Source organism: Vibrio sp. OY15, assembly GCF_000742455.1.
Taxonomy (GTDB): Bacteria; Pseudomonadota; Gammaproteobacteria; order Enterobacterales; family Vibrionaceae; genus Vibrio; species Vibrio alginolyticus.
On the sequence record NZ_JPIL01000004.1, the window covers coordinates 60,990 to 82,190 of the forward strand.

Sequence of the window (21,201 nt, forward strand, 5' to 3'; positions counted from 1 at the left end):
GTGCACCTATTCGTTCTTTTATTACTTATCCAGCTCAAAATTTTTATTTTCTTTATACTGGAAACTTCATAAATTCGGAAAAATGATAACATTCTGCTTGTTAAGTGCACAATTTATTTTTAATAGTGGAATAACGGTCACATTAATTACGCTTCACCATTCGGATCGAATATAAGACAAAAAAGATCAAAAATAGCACAGGAAAGATCCACAACAGCGCCGTGGAATAATTTAATGGTGGTTGATACAGAACAATATTCCCATAACGAGCAACTAGATAGTCCTTTATTTCTTGATCTGAGCTGCCTTCATTGGCCATCGTATACACTTTCAACCTCAGGTCTTTAGCCGCTTGTGCATTAGACTCGACAAGGTTTTGGTTTTGACACTGCGGGCAGCGTAATGTCTTGGCTAACGAGGTTGCGCGCTGTTGCACTTCAACAGAATGAAACTCAAACAGATCAACATTCTGCTCTAAATCCGCACTTCTCGTGAAAGGGGAAAATAGTGTAAATAGGATTAATGTGAGGAGAAGATTATTAAATCGAAACATTCAAATATCCTGAAAATATATCGTTCCATTTATCTGCCGTTAACTCTCCACGATATTTGATCAATATACGACTATTTTGATCAATCAAGTAAGTTTCTGGTGTTCCTATAACGCCTAGCTCCACAGCGAGCTTTCCATTAGGGTCACTTATTACTTCAATATATGGGTTTCGTTTAGAGCTCAAATATTCACGAGCGGCTTGTTTTTGATCTCTATAATTCAGCCCAATAATAGGCACACCGAGTTCTGCTAACTGCAATAATTCTTCATGCTCTCGTTTGCATACTCCGCACCAAGATGCCCAAACATTCAATAATTTATATCCGTCGCCTTTGAACAACTGCTCAGAAACCATGTCATCAGAGATCAGAGAAGTAGAGCGAAAATTAGGTGTCTCTAAATTTCGTTGTGGGGACAATTCAACATGCGGTCGCTCAGACAAAGCCACCGCAGTTACTACTGCAAACACGGCAACAGCCACAACGAGACCTGCGAGTTTAAGCGTATTTCTCGATCGCATTGATAGCCTCTCTCCTTTTCTTTAGGCCTGTTAATAGCGCACCAAACACAGCTAGTAGCCCGCCAGACCATATCCACCAAATACCTGCGCGGTACTGAACTTTAATCGCATAAGCATGAGTATCGACTTTATCACCCAATGTCACGTAATAATCGCCATGCCATAGTGAACGAATCGCAGGCTCGGTCATATTCATCACTCGCACAGGGTAATGACGCTTTTGCGGGTTGAAATTGAGCATGCGGCCATCTTCCAAGTGTAAGGTGATCTGTCCTTGTTCCGCAGTGTAGTTTGGCCCCACCAGCCATTCGATACCATGATAATCGATAGTGATCCCCGCCCTTTGCTGAGAACTGCCGGATTCGACACGTAAATTGTGTTCATATGAGTAGTGACTGTTGAATACAGCTCCACTCACCGCCAGCGCAAAACCGATATGTGCCATCACGATTGGCATGAGTTTGCGCTTATTGGAACAACGAAACAGCATAACGAGATGCGCCGCAATCACCCAAGTAGCCAACGTTATGGTTAGCAATACTTCGAAATGCAGTGCGTGCACTAAGAAGATAAACCCGATCCCAGAGACAAGAGATAACGCAATACTGATCGCAATATCAGCGCTTACACTCGGCACTGTGCCTTTTGTCCATTTCAGCAGCGGCATGAAAGCTAAGGCAATCAGAGCCAGTATGCTTAATGGAAAGGTCAAACTATTAAAGTAAGGTGCGCCAACCGAAATGTTCCCTAAGCCGAGCAGTTGATAAACCATCGGATAAAAAGTGCCAAGAAAAACGATGGCAGTCGCAATAACCAGCAGACCTTTGGCGATATAAGCAGTGTAAGCTCGGCTCGCTAGAGATTGAAGTTTGAAGCGAGGGAGTTGTTCTCCTCGCAAAATCAGTACGCCAAAAGTGATGATGACAAGCAAGCTCAATACACCAAGCAGCACCAAACCTTTAGTTGGGTCCACCGCAAAAGCGTGCACTGAAGTCAGCACGCCAGAGCGCACCACGAATGTCCCTAAAATGCTTAGGCAGAACGTGGTAAACGCCAGTGCATAGGAGCTCCAAATTGCGCCTCTGATACGTGTTGCGACAACACCGCTGTGCAACAAAGCAGTACCCGTAAGCCAAGGCAGTAAAGAAGCGTTCTCCACAGGGTCCCAAAACCACCAGCCGCCCCACCCTAGCTCATTGTACGCCCACCATGATCCCACCAAGATACCTAATGTAAGCGTTCCCCATGCAAAAAACGCTGCGCTACGAGCGACCACATACCAATCGCTCATCGGTTGTTTACCCAATAGCGCCGCTAATGCAAAAGCTAATATTGCTGCGTAACCGACATAACCGAGATAAAGCAATGGTGGATGAATGATAAGCCCAACATCTTGCAGCATTGGATTTAGATCTCGCCCTTCCGACGCCAATACTTGGGCATATTCGAACGGGTTAGAGGTCATTAACGTGAACCAAGCAAATGTTGCAATAAGAACGTTCATGATTCCTAAACAGTCACAAGTATATTGGGCGTTGAGCGGTGACTTAAATGCAATAAACGACGCCCATAAACTCAGGGTGACGACCCAAAACAACATGGAGCCTTGGTGCCCGCCCCAAGCGGCAGCAATCTTGAATGCTACGGGAAGTTGACTGTTGGAATGCGTAACAACATATTCCAACGCGAAGTTGTCTTGCACGAAGCAGACGATCAGAAGTGCTAAACAAATGAAGGAAGCTAAGCTAATGATGTGGGACATCGCGACTTGATGCGGCAATGTCGCCTTCTTACTCATAGCACGACGTAGCCAATGCAGCAACGATGCACAAGTCGATGTTACAGCCACCAATATCAGTAAGAAGAACCCTAGCTCAGCTTCCATTTATCCCCCTTACACTACGGTCATTTGACCGGCATAGAGAATGAAAGTACGCAGCATAAGTACGCCAACCAAGCTCAACATCGTGACCACAAAAACGTAACTGCCTTTGTGGCGCACTTCAGAAGGCGTCAACCAATTGAGAGTCAAAGGCGTAATCATGCCGATGAACACTACCCCAACCCAGAACCATTGAGCCCAGAATCCACTCGAAATTGCATTCCAAGCCGCGACTTCGTTCTGACCACCGCTGAAGATCAATCCAGTAAAGAAGGTCACTAAGACAAACAACTCAAACAACACTACTGGGCGTTCAAATCCGTGCACCCAAGATACACTTGGGCTGCTGGTCGACTCTTTAAACACCAAGATGCCGAACATCAAGCATGCCGCTGCGCCCGAGGACAAACTAGAGAACAGGAACAAGATTGGCAGTACTGGATTGTTTAGCATTGGATAAGTCTTCAACGCAGACAATAGAAAGCCAGTGTACGCTGCAAGTACGATGGCTAAGAAGCCCAAGAACAATTCAATGGCGTTGTTGGCTTTCCCCGCCTTAATCAAAATGCCATCGGCAAAATCCAGCAGTTTGCTTGGTAACTTCCCTTCACAGAAGCTGATGATTTGATGGCGGAAGATAACGCCAATCCAAACAAACAACACGATCATGTACACTTGGAACAAGATCACGCCCATCGACATCACAGACGTTGGGTTGTAGTAGATCATGATCTTCCAAAACTCTAAAGGCTTGGTTAAATGGAAAATCAAAATTACCAACCCAGCAATGATGCCAAATGGTGCGAGCCAAGCCATCGCTTTCATGATGCCGTTTTTTGCGGGATCACCTTCAATCACTTTGCGTTTTAAATAGATTGAAATCATCACCGTACCCGCTGACATCCCAGCAAGGAATAAGTAAATCGCGATGATCCAATCCCAGACTAACGAGTCAAAGTGGAATGCACTTTCGAAGCCGTTCATGATGACACCTCCCCTTTGCTATGCGGAATTTTGTACAGTTTAGGTTGCGTACCTAAATGCGATTTATCGCGATAGACAACATGGCTTTCGATAGCTTTGCTCACCTCGCTAGTTGGGTCATTCAAATCACCAAAGATGAGTGCTTTTGTTGGGCAAGATTCCACGCAAGCTGGCTGCTTACCTTGCGCTAGGTTGGTATCACGGCAGAAGTTACATTTATCCGCAGAGTGATCGGCTGGATTAAAGAAGCGCACTTGGTAAGGGCAAGCAGCAAGGCAATAACCACATCCGACACATTTCTCTTTGTGTACATCCACGATGCCTGTCGCTTCATCTTTGTATGCAGCGCCTGTTGGACAAACGTACACACATGGTGGGTTATCACAGTGCTGACAGGATTCGCGAGTAAACTGGTATTCCACATCTGGAAATTCGCCAATCGGTTCACTGCGATGAATTTTAAGTCGCGTTACGCCTTCAGGGACTTTATTTACTTCGCGACAAGCATCGGTACAAGCGGTACAGCCAATACAGGCATTTTCATCGTGAACCATACCCATGCGTTTCGCTTGTTCACTGTTGCTGGCATAAAGAGAGGAGCTAACAACGGAAGTGCCTGCAACGCCTGTAGTTAAAATCAACGCGCCGCTGCCGGCTAAAAAGTTTCTTCTCGAACATTTCATGCTATCTATCCTCTTCTTTGGCAAGTTCAGGTTCGACGGCAAATTCAGAGTGACAATCCACACACTGCTTGATCAGTTGTTTTCTGTCGTACGACAACGCTTTGGTTTTCGCTGCGTGTACATCGTGGCAATTTGAACAAGTGAGGTTTTTGGCGTGCACATCGTGCGTCCAGTGGCTTTCTCTCAGCTGTGTCGGTGCGTGGCAATCCACACATTGGCTGTTAGCTTTAAGAATCATGCTTGGATCAAGTAACACTTTGTCGTGTACCTCTTTCGATTGCGCGGCAGAAAACTTAATCACATCAGGCGCGCCTTCACGATGGTCGGGACCAATGTTGCTATGGCAATTGGTGCAATTAAGTTGCTTCCCTTGGCTGAGTAGAGCTTGCGGGTCATGCGAAAGGTTCAGAGTCTCTTTTGCATCCTTATGACATTGCAGACACTTGTAGTCACGGTCACGGATCAACTCGACTTGATGACGCTCAGCTTGAGCACCTTCAATCGGCTCTGAAGAAGTCGCATGGGCGGCGATGGAGAAACCATAGATGGCAAAGACGAAGAGAAGTTTCAGCATTGTCTCTATGGTCAATTTTATACTGCCCATATTGTTCTTTCCTTAGCTCGATAATAATTGATAACTATTCTCAATTATTTATTTGAGCGACAATTAATTTCCTCTGAAGATATTTTTTAGATCTTCAAATGACATCAATTCTTATTTCGGAAAGCCACAACGCTAAACCTATATTTATAATACCTCTATTATTCATAAGGGGTAGAAACGCCTGCTCAAAAAGCGAACTGAATCACCCTATTTTTAAAAAGGTTAAAAACCCAAAGCATTGCAGAACAATGACTTAACAACTACCACTTTAGAGGTATATAAATTCAAACATGACTGAGATCACTGGTGTAAATTGATCTAAAACAAGACAAGATTCACTCACTATTTCATCTATCCAATTAAGCAATATTATTAATCGTAGATCTCCAGTTCTTATTTGGAATAGCTCCTCACAACGCTGCTAATAAAAACGAATATGGAGATAACACTGTGAGCATAAAACACTGGATGAGCGCACCTATTGCGGTTGCGACCTTATTCGCCAGCCAATTATTTTTGGTTGACGCTCCGTTAGCGGCAGAAGAGAAGGATTTTATCGATCCTCGTAACGATGTCTTTGAACAGAACCACCCTGATCAATACCATTCTTGGAAAGCAACATCCGAAAGTGAGCACATTGAAGATGCTCTAAGTGAAGACCCAAACATGGTTATCCTGTGGGCAGGTTATGGCTTCGCGAAAGACTACAACAAAGCGCGCGGTCACTTTTACGCACTTGATGATGTTCGCCAAACCTTACGTACCGGCGCACCAACCGACGAGAAGTCCGGGCCTATGCCGATGGCGTGCTGGAGCTGTAAAAGCCCAGACGTTGCTCGCGTGATTGATGAACGTGGTGAAGACGGTTATTTCGAAGGTAAATGGGCACGCTTAGGCTCAGAAATCGTCAACCCTATCGGTTGTTCCGATTGCCACAACACAGGCTCTGAAGCCTTCAAGAAAGGCGAACCTGCGCTAGCACTGACTCGCCCATACGTCGAGCGTGCTTTTGATACTATTGGTAAAAACTTTGATGAACAGTCTCGCCTAGATAAGCAAGCATCGGTCTGCGCTCAATGTCACGTTGAATACTACTTCACCGGCCCAACTAAAGCGGTTAAATTCCCATGGGATATGGGCACCACCGTTAATGACATGGAGAAATACTACGACGCGTTGAATTTCAAAGATTGGACGCATGCCGTATCTAAAGCGCCGATGCTAAAAGCGCAACATCCAGGTTTCGAAACTTGGAGAGCGGGTATTCATGGTAAAAACAAAGTGGTGTGTGTGGACTGCCACATGCCTAAAGTGACCAAAGAAGACGGTACAGTCTACACAGACCACAAAGTGGGTAACCCGTTTGATCGTTTTGAAGACACCTGTGCGCAATGCCATACCCAAACTAAAGAGCAGCTACAAGGCATCGTCTCGACTCGCAAAGCGCAAGTACTGAACATGAAGCTAACCGCCGAGAAGCAAATCGTAGCGGCACACTTTGAAGCAGGCGCAGCGTGGAAAGCAGGTGCAACAGAAGCAGAGATGGAACCTATCCTACAAGATATTCGCCATGCACAATGGCGTTGGGACTACGCGATTGCTTCTCACGGTGTCCACATGCATGCTCCTGAGATAGCACTTGAAGTACTAGGTAGTGCAGTTGATCGCGCTGCTGACGCCCGTACCAAATTGGTTCGTTTACTGGCAACCAAAGGCATTACTGACTCTGTTCAAATTCCAGATATCTCGACCAAAGCGAAAGCACAACAAGCACTGGGCATGGATATGGAGAAAATGAACGCAGACAAGAAACACTTCCTAGAAACAGTAGCGCCAGACTGGGATAAAGCAGCGGCTGAACGCGAAGCCACGTATTAGTCTAACTGGCGGAGGTTAATTTATAGATACAACAAGGGGCGCACTGAACGCCCCTTTTTTTGTTTATTTGTTTCTTTGTTATCTTTATTTCTTCATCCCCGATTCTATCGAGAGACAAAATCGAATGTACTAGCGACGAGGAAGCCTAGGTCTAGGTTGAATATTTGGACGTGCTTTAGGCATCTGCACATTTGGACGAGCAACTGGGCGCTGGATCTTCGTTTCCGGTAATGCTTTTCTTTGTTGAACCTTTTCTTTCACCGCCTTGCCTTGTAAAGTCGCTGGTTCAATATGCTCCGGACGATTCTCCCATTGGGTTCGAATCTCTTGCTTTTGCTCGTCAGGCAGTGATTGCCAATGATCGTCAAGTTGGCGTTTCATGTTATCGATATTGGCGGACATATCGTCGTCTTTCCAATCTTCGACTTTGTCTTTGATGGATTGCTGTTGGTCTTCATCTAAACCATTCCACCACTCTTCCAGTTTCTCTTTGTATTCATCGTCGTTATCGCAACAGCCCGGATAGTAATAAATCCAGTAGTCGTCATGATCGTACCACCACGGATCGTAATAACCCGATGAATAATAAACCATAGAGGAAGAGCCAGAATGATCGGAAGAGCTACAACCCGCCAGCACAGAGCCGCACAGCAAAACCAATATGCTTAGTGCTTTATTTTTCATTCGTTGCCCACCTTTCTCTCTATTGCTTGTTAAATTGTACGCTTACAATAGCTCTTTTGCTTTGTTAATAGAGTTAATGATTTGCACCCTATCTAAATTTGGATCATTAGAATCTAATAATATTACCCAGGCATCAATCGCTTCCTGAAATCGGAATGACAGAAAATGATCATTTGCGATCAAAGACAAAGCGGCTTCATTGTGCGGTTCTATCTGCAAAGCTTGCTCCAAAAGCAAGCTAACTTCTTGCGTCATTGATTGCTGGTGAATGTAGTACAAGGTAGTCGCCTTTGCAGCAAGTTGCGTGGCACTGACTGGCTCAGTCAGTTGGATCGCGTAATCAAAACAAATCAACGCACCGTCAAATTCACCCTCTAGCAGGTAGCCCTGCCCGAGTTGGAACCACAATTCAGCGTTGTTCGGATCTTCACGCAACTGGTCTTGAATCTCTTTCATGATGTCACGAGCAGTCATCATTCGTGACATTTCCGCGTGTATTGGTTTAGGCGGTGTTTGATGAAGCAATAAGAAACTGGCACTCGTCACGACAAGTACTAACAGGCAAAAGCCAAACCATTGAGCAGGTTTAGCTTTTGATGCACTCAGTGATAAGAGTACGATAAACAACCCCATCAGAGTGATGGCAGCGAAAAACCAAACAGACATAACACGTCCTGTAAACAAAGATAACGTCAGTGTACGCATTTCTTAGTTTAAATGCGTTGATACAGATACAAAAAAAGCCGAGCAACTAAGGGCTCGGCTTTTCATATCAGGATAACGATGTAAGATTACTCTTCGTTACCTTCCTCTGCATCATCAGCAGCTGGAGCGTCTTGCTGCGTATTTTCATCTGTTGACTCTAACGCTTCTGCATCTTCATCAGCAGGCAGCTCTTCATCATCAACTTCTTCAATACGTTGCAAACCAACAACTGATTCATCTTCCGCAGTACGGATAAGCGTTACACCTTGTGTGTTACGACCAACTTGGCTAACTTCACCCACACGAGTGCGTACTAACGTGCCAGCGTCGGTGATCATCATCATTTCATCACCTTCAACAACCTGGATAGCACCAACTACCGGGCCATTTCGCTCAGAAACTTTGATAGAAACTACACCTTGAGTGCCACGACCTTTTGTCGGGTACTCGCTAAGTGCTGTACGTTTACCATAACCGTTTTCTGTAACCGTTAGGATATCGCCTTCGTGCGAAGGAACAATAAGTGATACAACTTGGTCATTTTCAGCCAGTTTCATACCACGAACACCAGAGGCGGTACGACCCATAGGACGAACACCTTTAAACTTGATCTCTGGCTGACCATTCTCATCAAGAACTGGTTTACCATTTTCATCAAGTACTGGAATCTCTTCTGCTTCTTTAAAGCGAACCACTTTACCCGCTTTAGAGAACAGCATGATTTCGTTTTCGCCGTTAGTGATATCCACACCGATTAACGAATCGTCTTCACGTAGGTTCACAGCGATTAGGCCGTTTGAACGTACGTTTGCAAACTGGTTCAACGGCGTTTTCTTAACCGTACCGTCACCTGTTGCCATGAAGATGAATTTGTCTTCAGAGAATTCATCAACACGTAGAATCGCGGTAATGCGCTCACCTTCTTCTAATGGAAGGATGTTCACAATTGGCTTACCACGCGCAGTACGGCTCGCTAGAGGCAATTGGTAAACTTTCAGGCGGTATGTCTTACCACGAGTAGAGAAACACAAGATGTTATCGTGGGTATTCGCCACTAGAAGACGCTCGATATGGTCTTCATCTTTCATCTTAGTCGCACTCTTACCTTTACCACCACGGCGCTGTGACTCGTAGTCGCTCAGTACTTGGTACTTAACGTAACCACCGTGAGATAGAGTAACCACAACGTCTTCACGTGCGATCAGCTCTTCCATGTCAATATCATGGCTCGCAGCTGTGATTTCTGTACGACGAGCGTCACCAAAGCCGTCACGAACCGCTTCAAGTTCTTCACGGATCACTTCCATCAAACGCTCAGTGCTCGCAAGGATATGCATGAGTTCAGCGATTTCTTCTAGAAGTGTTTTGTATTCGCCAAGAATCTTCTCGTGTTCTAGACCTGTTAGTTTATGTAAACGTAGATCTAGGATAGCTTGTGCTTGTTGCTCAGTCAGGAAGTACTGACCATCACGAATACCATATTCAGGCTCTAGCCATTCAGGGCGCGCAGCATCTGTACCAGCACGCTCTAGCATTGCTGAAACGTTGCCTAAATCCCAACCACGAGCGATAAGACCCGCTTTTGCTTCAGCCGGTGTAGGTGCCTTACGGATAAGCTCAATGATTTCATCAATGTTAGCAAGCGCTAGAGCTAAACCTTCAAGGATATGAGCACGTTCACGCGCTTTACGCAGTTCGAAGATAGTACGACGTGTCACAACTTCACGACGGTGATCAACGAAGCACTTCAACATATCTTTTAGGTTGAATAGCTGTGGCTGGCCATTGTTTAGAGCCACCATATTGATACCGAAAGTGGTTTGCAGCTGAGTCTGAGCGTAAAGATTGTTTAGAACTACTTCGCCCACAGCATCGCGCTTACACTCAATAACAATGCGCATACCGTCTTTATCTGACTCGTCGCGCAGTGCACTGATACCTTCTACTTTCTTATCTTTAACTAGCTCAGCGATCTTTTCGATCAAGCGAGCTTTGTTCACCTGGTAAGGAATTTCAGTGACGATAATGGTCTCTTTACCATTCTTCTCCACTTCGATGTCCGCTTTCGAACGCATGTAGATTTTGCCACGACCTGTTTTGTACGCGTCTACAATGCCTTTACGACCGCTGATAAGCGCCGCCGTTGGGAAATCAGGACCAGGAATGTAATCCATTAGTTCATCAATAGTGATTTCTTCATTATTGATGTATGCAAGACAGCCATCAATCACTTCGCCAAGGTTATGAGGCGGGATGTTGGTTGCCATACCTACTGCGATACCAGAAGCACCGTTAACCAATAGGTTTGGAATTTTAGTTGGAAGAACCGCTGGGATCTGCTCAGTACCGTCGTAGTTTGGTACGTAGTCTACGGTTTCTTTGTCTAGGTCAGCCAATAGTTCATGGGCAATTTTTGCCATTCGAACTTCGGTGTAACGCATTGCCGCAGCAGAGTCGCCATCGATCGAGCCAAAGTTACCTTGACCATCGACCAGCATGTAACGAAGCGAGAACGGCTGAGCCATACGTACGATTGTGTCGTACACAGCACTATCACCGTGTGGGTGATATTTACCGATTACGTCGCCGACAACACGGGCTGATTTTTTATATGGTTTGTTCCAATCGTTGCCTAGTACGTTCATCGCGAATAAAACGCGGCGGTGTACTGGTTTTAGGCCATCACGCACATCTGGAAGAGCACGACCCACGATGACTGACATCGCATAGTCTAGGTATGAACCTCTAAGCTCATCTTCAATGTTTACGGGCGTGATCTCTTTAGCTAAATCGCTCATAGAGCCATTATCCCTCTATTATCTGATCGTAATTACGATACGTGTAAGGTGCAAAAATATAACACACAATTCATCACTTCGGCATCACTTTCCCTCTCCTTTTATCAGGTTGTGAGCTTGGTTATGAATCAAATGTCGAGAATTTGCACACTCATCCCATATCTTTCTGATTAGTGGTTATATTTCGGTCAATATTGAGCAAAATCGGACCCTTTACGCGGAAAAGCGAGGTAAATTCCTTTAACCACACAACGCGAAAATGCAGGTTTTAGAGTTATTGTCACTGGCACCAGTTCAAGGATGAAGCAAAAACAATAGTTAGCGCTTTACAAATTACAGGCACCTGTCTCGATTGCCGCGCCAGTGAACTCTGTCATTGTCCCTTAACTAAGCACATCGAGGTTGTTTGGGTGTAAAACGTTGGAGTATACTGGCGCCCTCTAAAGGACTCAGATTGAATGCAATAAAACCAATTATGACTAAAGCACAAAACGTCGACCCAAGTGAAATTAAGAAATTCGAGGACATGGCTTCTCGATGGTGGGATTTAGAAGGCGAGTTTAAGCCGCTTCATCAAATTAACCCACTTCGTTTGAACTATGTACTTGAAAAAGCAAATGGCTTGTTTGGCAAGCGAACACTTGATGTCGGCTGTGGTGGTGGCATTCTTGCTGAAAGCATGGCAAAAGAAGGCGCTATTGTGACGGGGCTTGATATGGGTAAAGAACCATTAGAAGTCGCGCGACTACATGCATTAGAAACAGGCACTCAACTGACCTACATTCAGAGCACAATAGAAGACCACGCTATAGAAAACGCAGGAACTTACGATGTCGTGACTTGTATGGAGATGCTTGAACACGTTCCAGATCCTCTCTCCGTTATCCGCTCTTGTGCTGCGCTAGTCAAACCCGGTGGTCACGTGTTTTTCTCAACTTTGAACCGAAACATTAAGTCGTACTTATTTGCTATTGTCGGTGCTGAGAAGCTTCTTAAGATTGTTCCTGAAGGCACTCATGAGCACGATAAGTTTATCAAGCCAGCCGAAATGATGAAGATGATAGACCAAACTGACCTGACGGAAATGGGCATTACTGGGCTTCATTACAACCCTCTAAATGACAGCTACAAACTCGGTCGTAATGTAGATGTAAACTACATCGTTCATACTAAAAAATACTGAACGCTGTTGCGTTAAAAAATGTGTTTTGTGATTGACATTTTTTAAAGAAAATGAATCGGAAGCGGTAGCACAAAGTTGCCGCTTTTTTTGTCTTTTTATGGCTAAAATTCGTGCTCTAGATTCCATTTTGACCAAGCCATTTTTCGTAGATAAAAACGGCCAAAGATCAAGGAAAATATTTTTGCATGCGGTTATTTCTAAACCGATCTCGAAACCGTACTTTTAACCATTCAAGTCTGCCCTTTTCTCATCGGTTAGTGTTCACTTACTGATTTTTTTCATTTTGTCAGTTATCCACAAGTCATCCCCGTTCTGTACCTTGATAAATCAGTGTAATAGCACTATCTTGTAACCCGCAAACAAATGAACCCCTATATGTTGTGTTTAAGCGACAATATATAGATAGACTTTGATCACAAAGCCGCCGCAAGCTTTACTCATATTGCACATAAACAAACAAAAATACGGCTTTTATCAGTTTTCTTAGGGAAATAAAGCAGAATGAACCAACAACTTACCGTCACCAAGCGTGATGGCCGTAAAGAAAGTATCGATCTGGATAAAATCCACCGCGTTATCACTTGGGCTGCAGAAGGTCTAGATAATGTTTCGGTTTCTCAAGTAGAACTTCGCGCTCACATCCAGTTTTACGACGGCATCACAACGACAGATATTCACGAGACAATCATCAAGTCTGCGGCAGACCTGATCTCTGAAGAGACTCCGGATTACCAATACCTAGCTGCTCGCCTAGCGGTATTCCATCTGCGTAAAAAAGCGTATGGCCAATACGAGCCACCAACGCTTTATGATCACGTGTCTCGCCTCGTCGATATGGGTAAGTACGATCAACATATTCTAGAAGACTACACAAAAGCAGAACTCGACGAACTTGATGCGTACCTCGACCATAAACGCGACCTAAATTTCTCATACGCGGCAGTTAAGCAGCTAGAGGGTAAGTACTTCGTACAGAACCGTGTTACGGGCCAAATTTACGAAAGTGCTCAGTTCTTATACATCCTTGTAGCAGCGTGCTTATTTGCGAAATATCCAAAAGCGACACGTCTTGATTACATCAAACGTTTCTACGATGCGACATCGACATTTAAGATTTCTCTACCTACGCCAATTATGTCTGGCGTGCGTACCCCTACTCGCCAGTTCAGCTCATGTGTTCTGATCGAGTGTGGAGACAGTCTTGATTCTATTAACGCAACAGCAAGCTCAATTGTTCGTTATGTATCTCAGCGCGCTGGTATTGGTATCAACGCAGGTCGTATCCGTGCATTAGGCTCAGAGATTCGCGGTGGTGAAGCATTCCACACTGGTTGTATTCCGTTCTACAAGTACTTCCAAACCGCAGTAAAATGTTGTTCACAAGGTGGTGTACGTGGTGGCGCAGCTACTGTGTTCTACCCAATGTGGCACGGTGAAGCACGCTCACTAATGGTACTTAAGAACAACCGTGGTGTTGAAGAAAACCGTGTTCGTCACATGGACTACGGTGTTCAGTTAAACAAACTGATGTACCAACGTTTAGTTGAAGGCGGCAATATTACGCTATTCTCACCATCTGATGTACCTGGTCTGTACGACGCATTCTTCGAAAACCAAGAAGAGTTTGAGCGTCTATACGTGAAGTACGAGAACGATCCTTCAATCAAGAAAGAAACGGTTAAAGCGATTGAAATGTTCACTCTGCTAATGCAAGAGCGTGCATCAACGGGTCGTATCTACATCCAGAACGTGGACCACTGTAATACTCACAGCCCATTTGATTCTGAAGTTGCTCCAGTTCGTCAGTCGAACCTATGTTTAGAAATCGCACTACCAACGAAACCATTAACTAACGTTGAAGATGACTCAGGCGAGATCGCACTGTGTACGCTTTCTGCATTCAACTTAGGTGCTATCAAGTCTCTAGATGATTTCGAAGAGCTATCCGATCTTGTTGTTCGTGCGTTAGATGCACTGCTTGATTACCAAGATTACCCTCTACCAGCGGCATACAAATCGACTATGAACCGTCGTACGCTAGGTGTTGGTGTGATTAACTTTGCTTACTACTTAGCGAAGAATGGCGTGAAATACTCTGACGGTAGCGCGAACGGCCTAACTCACCGTACGTTCGAAGCAATGCAGTACTACCTATTGAAAGCATCTGTAGCACTGGCGAAAGAACAAGGTAAGTGTCCTTCATTCGACGAGACGAACTACGCGAAAGGCTTACTGCCGATTGATACGTATAAGAAAGATATCGACCTAATTTGTGACGAAGCACTGCACTACGACTGGGACAGCCTACGTAAAGAAATTATGGAGCACGGCCTACGTAACTCAACACTGACTGCGCTAATGCCTTCTGAGACTTCTTCTCAGATTTCAAACGCAACTAACGGTATTGAGCCACCACGTGGTTACGTTTCAGTAAAAGCTTCGAAAGACGGTATCCTGAAGCAAGTTGTACCAGAGTTCACAGAACTTAAAGACAGCTATGAACTGCTTTGGAATATCGGTTCGAACGACGGTTATCTACACCTTGTGGGTATTATGCAGAAGTTTGTTGACCAAGCTATCTCTGCTAATACTAACTACGACCCGTCACGTTACGAGACTGGCAAGGTTCCAATGAAGAAACTACTTCAAGACCTGCTAACAGCGTATAAGTTTGGTGTGAAAACGCTTTACTACCACAACACTCGTGATGGCGCGAAAGATGAACAGAAAGACGCTGTTCAACCACAAGATGACGATTGTGCTGGCGGCGGTTGTAAGATTTAATCTTCCCGTACCTAGCGAACCCGTAAAGACAGACTATCGATAACCTCCCCCTTACGGGGAGGTTTAAAAGGAATTGAGGCATTATGGCTTACAGTACTTTTAACCAAAAAAAGAATGACCAATTGAAGGAACCAATGTTCCTAGGTCAATCAGTAAACGTTGCACGTTACGACCAACAAAAGTTTGAGATTTTCGAAAAACTTATCGAGAAACAACTTTCTTTCTTCTGGCGTCCAGAAGAAGTAGACGTATCTAGCGACCGTATCGATTACAACAAACTTCCAGATCACGAGAAGCACATCTTCATCTCTAACTTGAAGTACCAAACGCTTCTTGACTCTATCCAAGGCCGCAGCCCTAACGTGGCACTGCTGCCGCTTGTGTCTCTGCCAGAACTAGAGACTTGGATTGAGACTTGGTCTTTCTCTGAAACGATTCACTCTCGTTCTTACACACACATTATTCGTAACATCGTGAACGACCCTGCTGTGGTGTTTGATGATATTGTTGAGAACGAGCACATTCTGAAGCGTGCAAAAGACATCGCGCACTACTACGACGATTTGATTCAAGCGACGAATGATTACCATCGCTACGGTGAAGGTGAGCATGTCCTTAACGGTGAAACGGTTAAGGTTAGTCTGTACGATCTTAAGAAGAAGCTGTACATCTGTCTGATGTCTGTTAACGCATTAGAAGCTATTCGTTTTTACGTAAGTTTCGCATGTTCTTTCGCTTTCGCAGAACGCGAACTAATGGAAGGTAACGCGAAAATCATCAAGCTGATCGCTCGTGACGAAGCACTTCACTTAAACGGCACGCAGCACATGATCAACCTGCTACGTAACGGTCAAGATGACTTCACTTTCATGCAAATCGCAGAAGAGGCAAAACAGGACTGTTTTGACCTATTCAAAGAAGCGGCTGAGCAAGAAAAAGAGTGGGCAGAGTATCTATTCAAAGATGGCTCTATGATCGGTCTAAACAAAGACATCCTAAGCCAATACGTTGAATACATCACAAATATTCGTATGCAAGCGGTAGGTCTACCAGCAGCGTATCCAGAAGCAACAACCAACCCAATTCCATGGATTAACGCTTGGTTGTCTTCAGATAACGTTCAAGTTGCGCCTCAAGAAGCAGAAATCTCTTCTTACCTTGTGGGTCAAATTGACAATGAAGTTCGCGCAGATGACTTCGAAGGATTCGAGCTGTAATGGCAACACTCAAAATCAACAAACTGATCAGCATTGAATCCAACCCTTCCAATACGATTTTGGAAACAATGGAGCAAGCTGGCCTATTACCAGAATACAACTGCCGTGATGGGCACTGCGGCGCCTGTCGCTGCAAATTGGAGTCTGGTGAAGTGGAGTATGTTGGTTTTGCCATGGCTTACACACAAAGTGATGAAATATTACCTTGTATCTGTAAAGCAAAATCAGATTTGTCACTTAGCGGCGTTAACTACGCGATGAAAGAAAAGCAGCGCGCATAACGTTGACTCGACGGTATAAAATGCAAAAGCCAAGGTAATCACCTTGGCTTTTTTGTCTCTGTTTTTTGTCTCTCAGACTACTGTAGAGAGCTTTGGTTATAAAGCACTGCTCGGGAGGTGCATCTCTTTAACTTTCTCTAAAAATGCATAATGCGCAAACATCGGTTTACGTTCTAGGTAGCGACGCAACAAGTCTAGTGCTGCCGTGCTGATCACTTTAACTTGATCATTGCGCTGATACTTTTTCGAGAGTTTATATAATGCTCCCCACTCGCCTGACGGTGTCGATAAAGCGACGGAAAAAACGCCCTCTTCAATATGGCCAGTGACGAGTGATAAATCCGTCCCACACTTCTCTCGCGTAGCACCAGCCAGAGCAAACGTTTCTGCTAATGGATCTCCGCTGTTGCCCATCGCCTGAGTCAGGCTCGGTAGTACCCAACCATGCCCTAGTTGCTTTTCAGCGTTTTCATCACTGTTTAGCCAGTACGTTAAGTATCCCCTGCTACTTTTTTCGGAGGTCGACACTGTTAGTCCTTTATCGACCAACAACTGGCCGACATTTTCAACCATAGGTAAATCAATACTAACGGTATTACTCTCAAGGTGTTTATTAATTATCTGTACGAGTTTCAAACGCTGTTCAAGCTGATCTGAAGGACCAAAAAGTTTCACTTCAATAAAAGGCAAGTAAGAGCGATACCCTAGCTCATAGCCTTGAGGAAGTTTTAGCTGATCTAGCTTATCTGAAATACCGGATTCAGACAGACCAAACGTGTAGATTCGGCTACAACATGAACCTTGCACATCGGGAAACACTCTTCTCAGATCGGGAAGAATTTGCGTCTCTGCCATGAGCTTAAATTCACTTGGTACACCCGGTGTAAAATAAAAAATGGCATCATTAATCAGCATTTTGAAACCGCAAGCAGTGCCTATCGGGTTGTCCAATATCTCTGCCGTTTCTGGCAGCATTGCTTGCTTTAAATTACTGTCCGGCATAGGGATGCCACGTCGAGCATACAAACTTTCTAGATGCTGCAACCACTCTTTGAATAGCACCAGTTTACAATCGGCGGCTCTCGCGGCGGCGGCAGCACTCATGTCATCCGTTGTAGGGCCTAAACCACCATTAACAATAACCACATCGTTGTTAAAGCTGAGCATTAAAAACTCTTCAACCAAACTCGATAGGCTATCACCAACCGTTGAGCGCTTTGTTAAGCCAAATCCATGTTGATAAAACAGGCTAGACAACCATGCCGCATTAGTATCAACAATATCACCGTGGAGGACTTCCTCACCAGTACTAAGCATTGCTATTTTCACAACTGACTCCTGAACGTAAGCACAATCCTATTTTCGTTATAGCGCTTATTTTTCTTTTTATTTGGACAAATCTCGCCGAGGTTTGTTGGGACTAAATAAGGGTCAAGTGTTTAAATGATTGATGTTTTGAGGGATAATTACGAGCCCGAACATACACCATTAACTCGGAGACCTTTGTGTCAAAATCATCCATGTTCAAGACGACTCTAACAGGCCTTTGCTTGGCTTCGTCAGCGCTTGCGCAAGCAAGTCACTATGACCTAAGCCGTCATACAGAGTTTTCTTACACACCTGATTGCTTGTCAGGTTACTGCGAAACGACGACTCTGTACACCTTCGAGGCTCAAAATCGCGGTGTTATGTATGAACAGAATAATGATGATTCGCTAAACCTTGACGCAGGGCTTCAGCCTAAACATCTCATCATCCCTCAAGATAAAGACTGGGATTATCTGATGGGTCAAACCTACACCATTCTAGGTCTCAGTATCGCGACCGTAGGCATGATGACTTTTCTTCCAGAAAGTATCACCAAATGGGACGAAGAAGACCGAGACATGAGTAAGTTGGGGCAAAAGTGGAAAGATAATGTCTCTGACGGCCCCGTTTGGGATCGCGATGAACATGTCCTCAACTACATCATGCACCCATATTTTGGCGGCGTTTACTACACGGCAGCACGTCACGCTGGCTATAATGAATTTCAGTCGTTTTTGTACTCCGCAACTATGTCGACGTTCTTTTGGGAGTATGGCGTGGAGGCGTTCGCAGAAGTACCATCTTGGCAGGATATTTTTATCACACCATTCTTTGGTGCTGTTGTTGGTGAAATGATGTTAACGGCTGAGCAAGACATTATTGCCAACGGCGGCGAAGTTATGGGCTCTGAAACCGCAGGTGATGTTTCGCTCTTCTTCTTAAACCCTGTTGGACATATTCATTATTGGGTAACTGATGCATGGGGCGGTAGTGCAGAACTACAATTCAATTCATCACCTTGGTTTGGAAACCAAGATGTTGCAAAATTCGCCATGGACGCAGGCGCAAACTATGACAGTCAATTTTATGGTGTCGAGTTAAAAGTAACGTTCTAATCCTAAGTTGATACTCGGTAAAAAGCAGCCTTACGATGGCTGCTTTTTTGTGCTCTGAACATTGTTTTAATTATTTGCATCACGAATTAGTATTAAAAATTGACTTTCATCAAACATTACCTGCCCTTAGCACCTACACTAAATAAAAGGATTTATTCCAATAACTTAAGTAGCACGTTTATTCGTACTGCGTCCAAACCTTGATTCCAGGAGGGGACATTATGAACACCGTATTTATTGTTAATTTTGTCGGACAAGCGTCACCCGCCACGATTAAAGAGCTCGCTGCAATCACACACGAAAACGGCGGGAAATGGCTGATCAGCAAAGTAAACTTTATCGAAGACCAAGTTGCAGGTGTCATCAAAGTAGAGCTTCCAAGAGAAAATGCCGACATCGTTAAACAGGCGTTCTCTTCTTGTCAGACTCTTGTTGTTAGGTTCGTCGACTCTGAACCTCATTCATATCGTGAAGACACTATCTTCCAACTTCGTTTAGATGCCAACGATAGAGCGGGTATTGTGAATGAAATTACTCACGTTCTCGATAATCAAGGTATCTCAATTTTAGATATGGATTGTCAGCGTGTATTCATTGCTGGAGGCGGAGGAGTAAGCTCTAGCTTATTCAGCGCTAAAATGGCGATAAAACTACCTAGCGAGCTAGAAATTGAAGACATAGCCAATGAGTTAGAATCTCTGAGTGAAGACACTCGTGTAATTGTAGAAAGCTAACTGCATACCTTTAACGCTTCCCCAATAAAAAGAGCAGCAATTCAGCTGCTCTTTGTCGTTCTAATACTCAATACGTTTTATTTCACTGACCACTGAGACAGTGAACGTTTGAAATCAGAGTAGTCAAATTCATTCAGTTTTTGAATGTCACCATTCGAGCGTTCACAGTAGACCGACGGCATACGTAGGCCGTTAAACCAGTTTAGTTTCACCATGGTGTAACCGGCACTATCTAGAATATGCAGACGCTGTCCTATCTCTAGAGGCTGTTCGAAGTTCGCCACGCAGAACTGGTCACCAGCCAAACAAGAGCACGAGCCGATCACATACTCATGTTCACCATTTTCAGATGCTTCAAGGATTGACGCTGGCTCATTGTAGATCAACGTATCTAAGCGGTGAGCTTCTGTGGCTGAATCGACAATCGCCGTCTTCTTTACGTTCTCTACAATATCAACCACTGTTACAACGAGATCAGTGGTCTTAGTAATTATCGCTTCACCCGGCTCTAAATACATTTGTACGCCGTGTTTCTCTGAGAACGCTTTAAGTGCTAACCCCAACTTCTCGATATCGTACCCCGGCCATGTGAAGAACACGCCGCCCCCCATGCTTACCCAGTCCAGCTTATCTAGGTACTCGCCAAACTGAGCTGAAATAGCATCGAGTAAACCGATAAACGCATCCACGTCTTTGTTCTCACAGTTCATGTGGAACATTACGCCATCAATACCATCAAAAATTTCCGGTTTGATGTGATCAGCCTGAACACCAAGACGAGAGAATTGACGCGCTGGGTTTGCTAAGTCTTGCCCTGCATAGCTCACACCTGGGTTCAGGCGCAAGCCAATCGATGCTTTACCTTCGACAATATGACGATAAGCCGCTAGCTGTGACTGAGAGTTAAAGATCATCTTGTCACAGATGTCCGCCACATCGCGAACGTCATCTTCGCTGTAACCCACGCTGTATGCGTGTGTCTCACCACCAAACGTTTCGTAGCCAAGCTTCACTTCAAACGGGCCAGAACTTGTTGTTCCGTCTAGGTAAGGCTTGATGATGTCGAATACACCCCATGTTGAGAAGCACTTCAGTGCTAATACAAGCTTCACACCAGAGATGTCTTTTAGCTGTTTTGCTTTCTCTAGATTCTCAATCAGCTTGTCTTCATTGATCATGAAGTATGGCGTTTTTAGTTCGTTTTGTTGCATTTTGATACCTTGCGTCCCTTTGCCTTAGCAAAGGCACTATAAAATCGAACAAAGCCGACGCAAGTGCATCGGCTTAA

18 protein-coding genes are annotated in these 21,201 nt (G+C 44.6%); 7 read left to right on the plus strand and 11 right to left on the minus strand.

Annotated elements, in window-relative coordinates; all coding sequences use genetic code 11:
- Positions 1–142: 142 nt before the first annotated feature.
- Genes nrfF through nrfB form a run of 6 tightly spaced genes read right to left on the minus strand, consistent with a single transcriptional unit; the run spans position 143 to position 5,226 of the window.
- Positions 143–553, minus strand: coding sequence for a heme lyase NrfEFG subunit NrfF (nrfF, locus tag IJ23_RS05505; protein ID WP_033905650.1), 411 nt, complete (start codon positions 551–553; stop codon positions 143–145).
- Positions 540–1,073 (minus strand): DsbE family thiol:disulfide interchange protein, encoded by a 534-nt coding sequence (locus IJ23_RS05510; RefSeq protein WP_033905651.1) that lies wholly within the window; start codon positions 1,071–1,073, stop codon positions 540–542. Before IJ23_RS05510 ends, nrfF begins: the two co-directional genes overlap by 14 nt.
- Positions 1,051–2,958 carry a heme lyase CcmF/NrfE family subunit gene (locus tag IJ23_RS05515; RefSeq protein WP_033905652.1) on the minus strand — a complete coding sequence of 636 codons (1,908 nt, stop codon included), beginning with the start codon at positions 2,956–2,958 and terminating at the stop codon, positions 1,051–1,053. Before IJ23_RS05515 ends, IJ23_RS05510 begins: the two co-directional genes overlap by 23 nt.
- Before the next feature lie 9 nt (positions 2,959–2,967).
- Entirely contained in the window at positions 2,968–3,939 is a 972-nt protein-coding gene (gene nrfD / locus IJ23_RS05520; RefSeq protein ID WP_033905653.1) for a cytochrome c nitrite reductase subunit NrfD, read from the minus strand.
- Positions 3,936–4,622, minus strand: coding sequence for a cytochrome c nitrite reductase Fe-S protein (nrfC, locus tag IJ23_RS05525; RefSeq protein WP_033905654.1), 687 nt, complete (start codon positions 4,620–4,622; stop codon positions 3,936–3,938). Before nrfC ends, nrfD begins: the two co-directional genes overlap by 4 nt.
- Position 4,623: 1 nt before the next feature.
- Positions 4,624–5,226, minus strand: a complete 603-nt coding sequence (gene nrfB / locus IJ23_RS05530; RefSeq protein WP_033905656.1) for a cytochrome c nitrite reductase pentaheme subunit — start codon at positions 5,224–5,226, stop codon at positions 4,624–4,626.
- A gap of 450 nt (positions 5,227–5,676) precedes the next feature.
- On the opposite strand from nrfB, the gene nrfA reads away from it, so the two are divergent.
- On the plus strand, positions 5,677–7,104 hold the full coding sequence (nrfA, locus tag IJ23_RS05535; RefSeq protein ID WP_081886398.1) for an ammonia-forming nitrite reductase cytochrome c552 subunit: 1,428 nt from the start codon (positions 5,677–5,679) through the stop codon (positions 7,102–7,104).
- 129 nt (positions 7,105–7,233) lie between these two features.
- Here the strand turns inward: nrfA and IJ23_RS05540 are convergent, their stop codons facing one another.
- The 3 genes from IJ23_RS05540 to gyrA all read right to left on the minus strand — a co-directional run bounded on the left by IJ23_RS05540 (position 7,234) and on the right by gyrA (position 11,291).
- Positions 7,234–7,788 carry a hypothetical protein gene (locus IJ23_RS05540; RefSeq protein ID WP_033905659.1) on the minus strand — a complete coding sequence of 185 codons (555 nt, stop codon included), beginning with the start codon at positions 7,786–7,788 and terminating at the stop codon, positions 7,234–7,236.
- 42 nt (positions 7,789–7,830) lie between these two features.
- Positions 7,831–8,454: a TPR domain-containing protein gene (locus tag IJ23_RS05545; protein ID WP_025767276.1), complete on the minus strand. Its 624-nt coding sequence runs from the start codon at positions 8,452–8,454 to the stop codon at positions 7,831–7,833.
- 125 nt (positions 8,455–8,579) lie between these two features.
- On the minus strand, positions 8,580–11,291 hold the full coding sequence (gene gyrA, locus IJ23_RS05550; protein ID WP_017636128.1) for a DNA topoisomerase (ATP-hydrolyzing) subunit A: 2,712 nt from the start codon (positions 11,289–11,291) through the stop codon (positions 8,580–8,582).
- A gap of 475 nt (positions 11,292–11,766) precedes the next feature.
- Here gyrA and ubiG point away from each other — a divergent pair, with 475 nt between their 5' ends.
- The 4 genes from ubiG (at position 11,767) to yfaE (ending at position 16,756) form a co-directional block, all read left to right on the plus strand.
- Positions 11,767–12,474 carry a bifunctional 2-polyprenyl-6-hydroxyphenol methylase/3-demethylubiquinol 3-O-methyltransferase UbiG gene (gene ubiG / locus IJ23_RS05555; RefSeq protein WP_017636129.1) on the plus strand — a complete coding sequence of 236 codons (708 nt, stop codon included), beginning with the start codon at positions 11,767–11,769 and terminating at the stop codon, positions 12,472–12,474.
- 501 nt (positions 12,475–12,975) lie between these two features.
- Positions 12,976–15,258: a class 1a ribonucleoside-diphosphate reductase subunit alpha gene (gene nrdA / locus IJ23_RS05560; RefSeq protein WP_005376819.1), complete on the plus strand. Its 2,283-nt coding sequence runs from the start codon at positions 12,976–12,978 to the stop codon at positions 15,256–15,258.
- Between the two features lie 83 nt (positions 15,259–15,341).
- Positions 15,342–16,475: a class Ia ribonucleoside-diphosphate reductase subunit beta gene (gene nrdB / locus IJ23_RS05565; protein WP_005376818.1), complete on the plus strand. Its 1,134-nt coding sequence runs from the start codon at positions 15,342–15,344 to the stop codon at positions 16,473–16,475.
- Positions 16,475–16,756, plus strand: a complete 282-nt coding sequence (yfaE, locus tag IJ23_RS05570) for a class I ribonucleotide reductase maintenance protein YfaE (RefSeq protein WP_005376817.1) — start codon at positions 16,475–16,477, stop codon at positions 16,754–16,756. The genes nrdB and yfaE overlap by 1 nt, the downstream gene beginning before the upstream one ends.
- A 96-nt stretch (positions 16,757–16,852) precedes the next feature.
- On the opposite strand, the gene IJ23_RS05575 is transcribed toward yfaE, so the two are convergent.
- Positions 16,853–18,085 carry a CinA family nicotinamide mononucleotide deamidase-related protein gene (locus tag IJ23_RS05575; RefSeq protein WP_033905660.1) on the minus strand — a complete coding sequence of 411 codons (1,233 nt, stop codon included), beginning with the start codon at positions 18,083–18,085 and terminating at the stop codon, positions 16,853–16,855.
- A 191-nt stretch (positions 18,086–18,276) separates the two neighbouring features.
- On the opposite strand from IJ23_RS05575, the gene IJ23_RS05580 reads away from it, so the two are divergent.
- Positions 18,277–19,179 (plus strand): DUF3943 domain-containing protein, encoded by a 903-nt coding sequence (locus tag IJ23_RS05580; protein ID WP_033905662.1) that lies wholly within the window; start codon positions 18,277–18,279, stop codon positions 19,177–19,179.
- A 221-nt stretch (positions 19,180–19,400) separates the two neighbouring features.
- Positions 19,401–19,913: a glycine cleavage system protein R gene (locus IJ23_RS05585; protein ID WP_005376814.1), complete on the plus strand. Its 513-nt coding sequence runs from the start codon at positions 19,401–19,403 to the stop codon at positions 19,911–19,913.
- 77 nt (positions 19,914–19,990) lie between these two features.
- Here IJ23_RS05585 and nspC read toward each other — a convergent pair whose 3' ends face one another.
- Complete coding sequence (gene nspC, locus IJ23_RS05590) at positions 19,991–21,124, minus strand: carboxynorspermidine decarboxylase (protein ID WP_005386789.1); 1,134 nt, start codon at positions 21,122–21,124, stop codon at positions 19,991–19,993.
- Positions 21,125–21,201 lie beyond the last annotated feature (77 nt).

Excerpts from the sequence above, each read along its gene's own strand:
- nrfF (WP_033905650.1), bottom strand. The coding sequence starts at position 553 with ATGTTTCGATTTAATAATCTTCTCCTCACATTAATCCTATTTACACTA.
- IJ23_RS05510 (WP_033905651.1), bottom strand. The coding sequence starts at position 1,073 with ATGCGATCGAGAAATACGCTTAAACTCGCAGGTCTCGTTGTGGCTGTT.
- IJ23_RS05515 (WP_033905652.1), bottom strand. The coding sequence starts at position 2,958 with ATGGAAGCTGAGCTAGGGTTCTTCTTACTGATATTGGTGGCTGTAACA.
- nrfD (WP_033905653.1), bottom strand. The coding sequence starts at position 3,939 with ATGAACGGCTTCGAAAGTGCATTCCACTTTGACTCGTTAGTCTGGGAT.
- nrfC (WP_033905654.1), bottom strand. The coding sequence starts at position 4,622 with ATGAAATGTTCGAGAAGAAACTTTTTAGCCGGCAGCGGCGCGTTGATT.
- nrfB (WP_033905656.1), bottom strand. The coding sequence starts at position 5,226 with ATGGGCAGTATAAAATTGACCATAGAGACAATGCTGAAACTTCTCTTC.
- IJ23_RS05540 (WP_033905659.1), bottom strand. The coding sequence starts at position 7,788 with ATGAAAAATAAAGCACTAAGCATATTGGTTTTGCTGTGCGGCTCTGTG.
- IJ23_RS05545 (WP_025767276.1), bottom strand. The coding sequence starts at position 8,454 with ATGTCTGTTTGGTTTTTCGCTGCCATCACTCTGATGGGGTTGTTTATC.
- gyrA (WP_017636128.1), bottom strand. The coding sequence starts at position 11,291 with ATGAGCGATTTAGCTAAAGAGATCACGCCCGTAAACATTGAAGATGAG.
- ubiG (WP_017636129.1), top strand. The coding sequence starts at position 11,767 with ATGACTAAAGCACAAAACGTCGACCCAAGTGAAATTAAGAAATTCGAG.
- nrdA (WP_005376819.1), top strand. The coding sequence starts at position 12,976 with ATGAACCAACAACTTACCGTCACCAAGCGTGATGGCCGTAAAGAAAGT.
- nrdB (WP_005376818.1), top strand. The coding sequence starts at position 15,342 with ATGGCTTACAGTACTTTTAACCAAAAAAAGAATGACCAATTGAAGGAA.
- yfaE (WP_005376817.1), top strand. The coding sequence starts at position 16,475 with ATGGCAACACTCAAAATCAACAAACTGATCAGCATTGAATCCAACCCT.
- IJ23_RS05580 (WP_033905662.1), top strand. The coding sequence starts at position 18,277 with ATGTTCAAGACGACTCTAACAGGCCTTTGCTTGGCTTCGTCAGCGCTT.
- IJ23_RS05585 (WP_005376814.1), top strand. The coding sequence starts at position 19,401 with ATGAACACCGTATTTATTGTTAATTTTGTCGGACAAGCGTCACCCGCC.
- nspC (WP_005386789.1), bottom strand. The coding sequence starts at position 21,124 with ATGCAACAAAACGAACTAAAAACGCCATACTTCATGATCAATGAAGAC.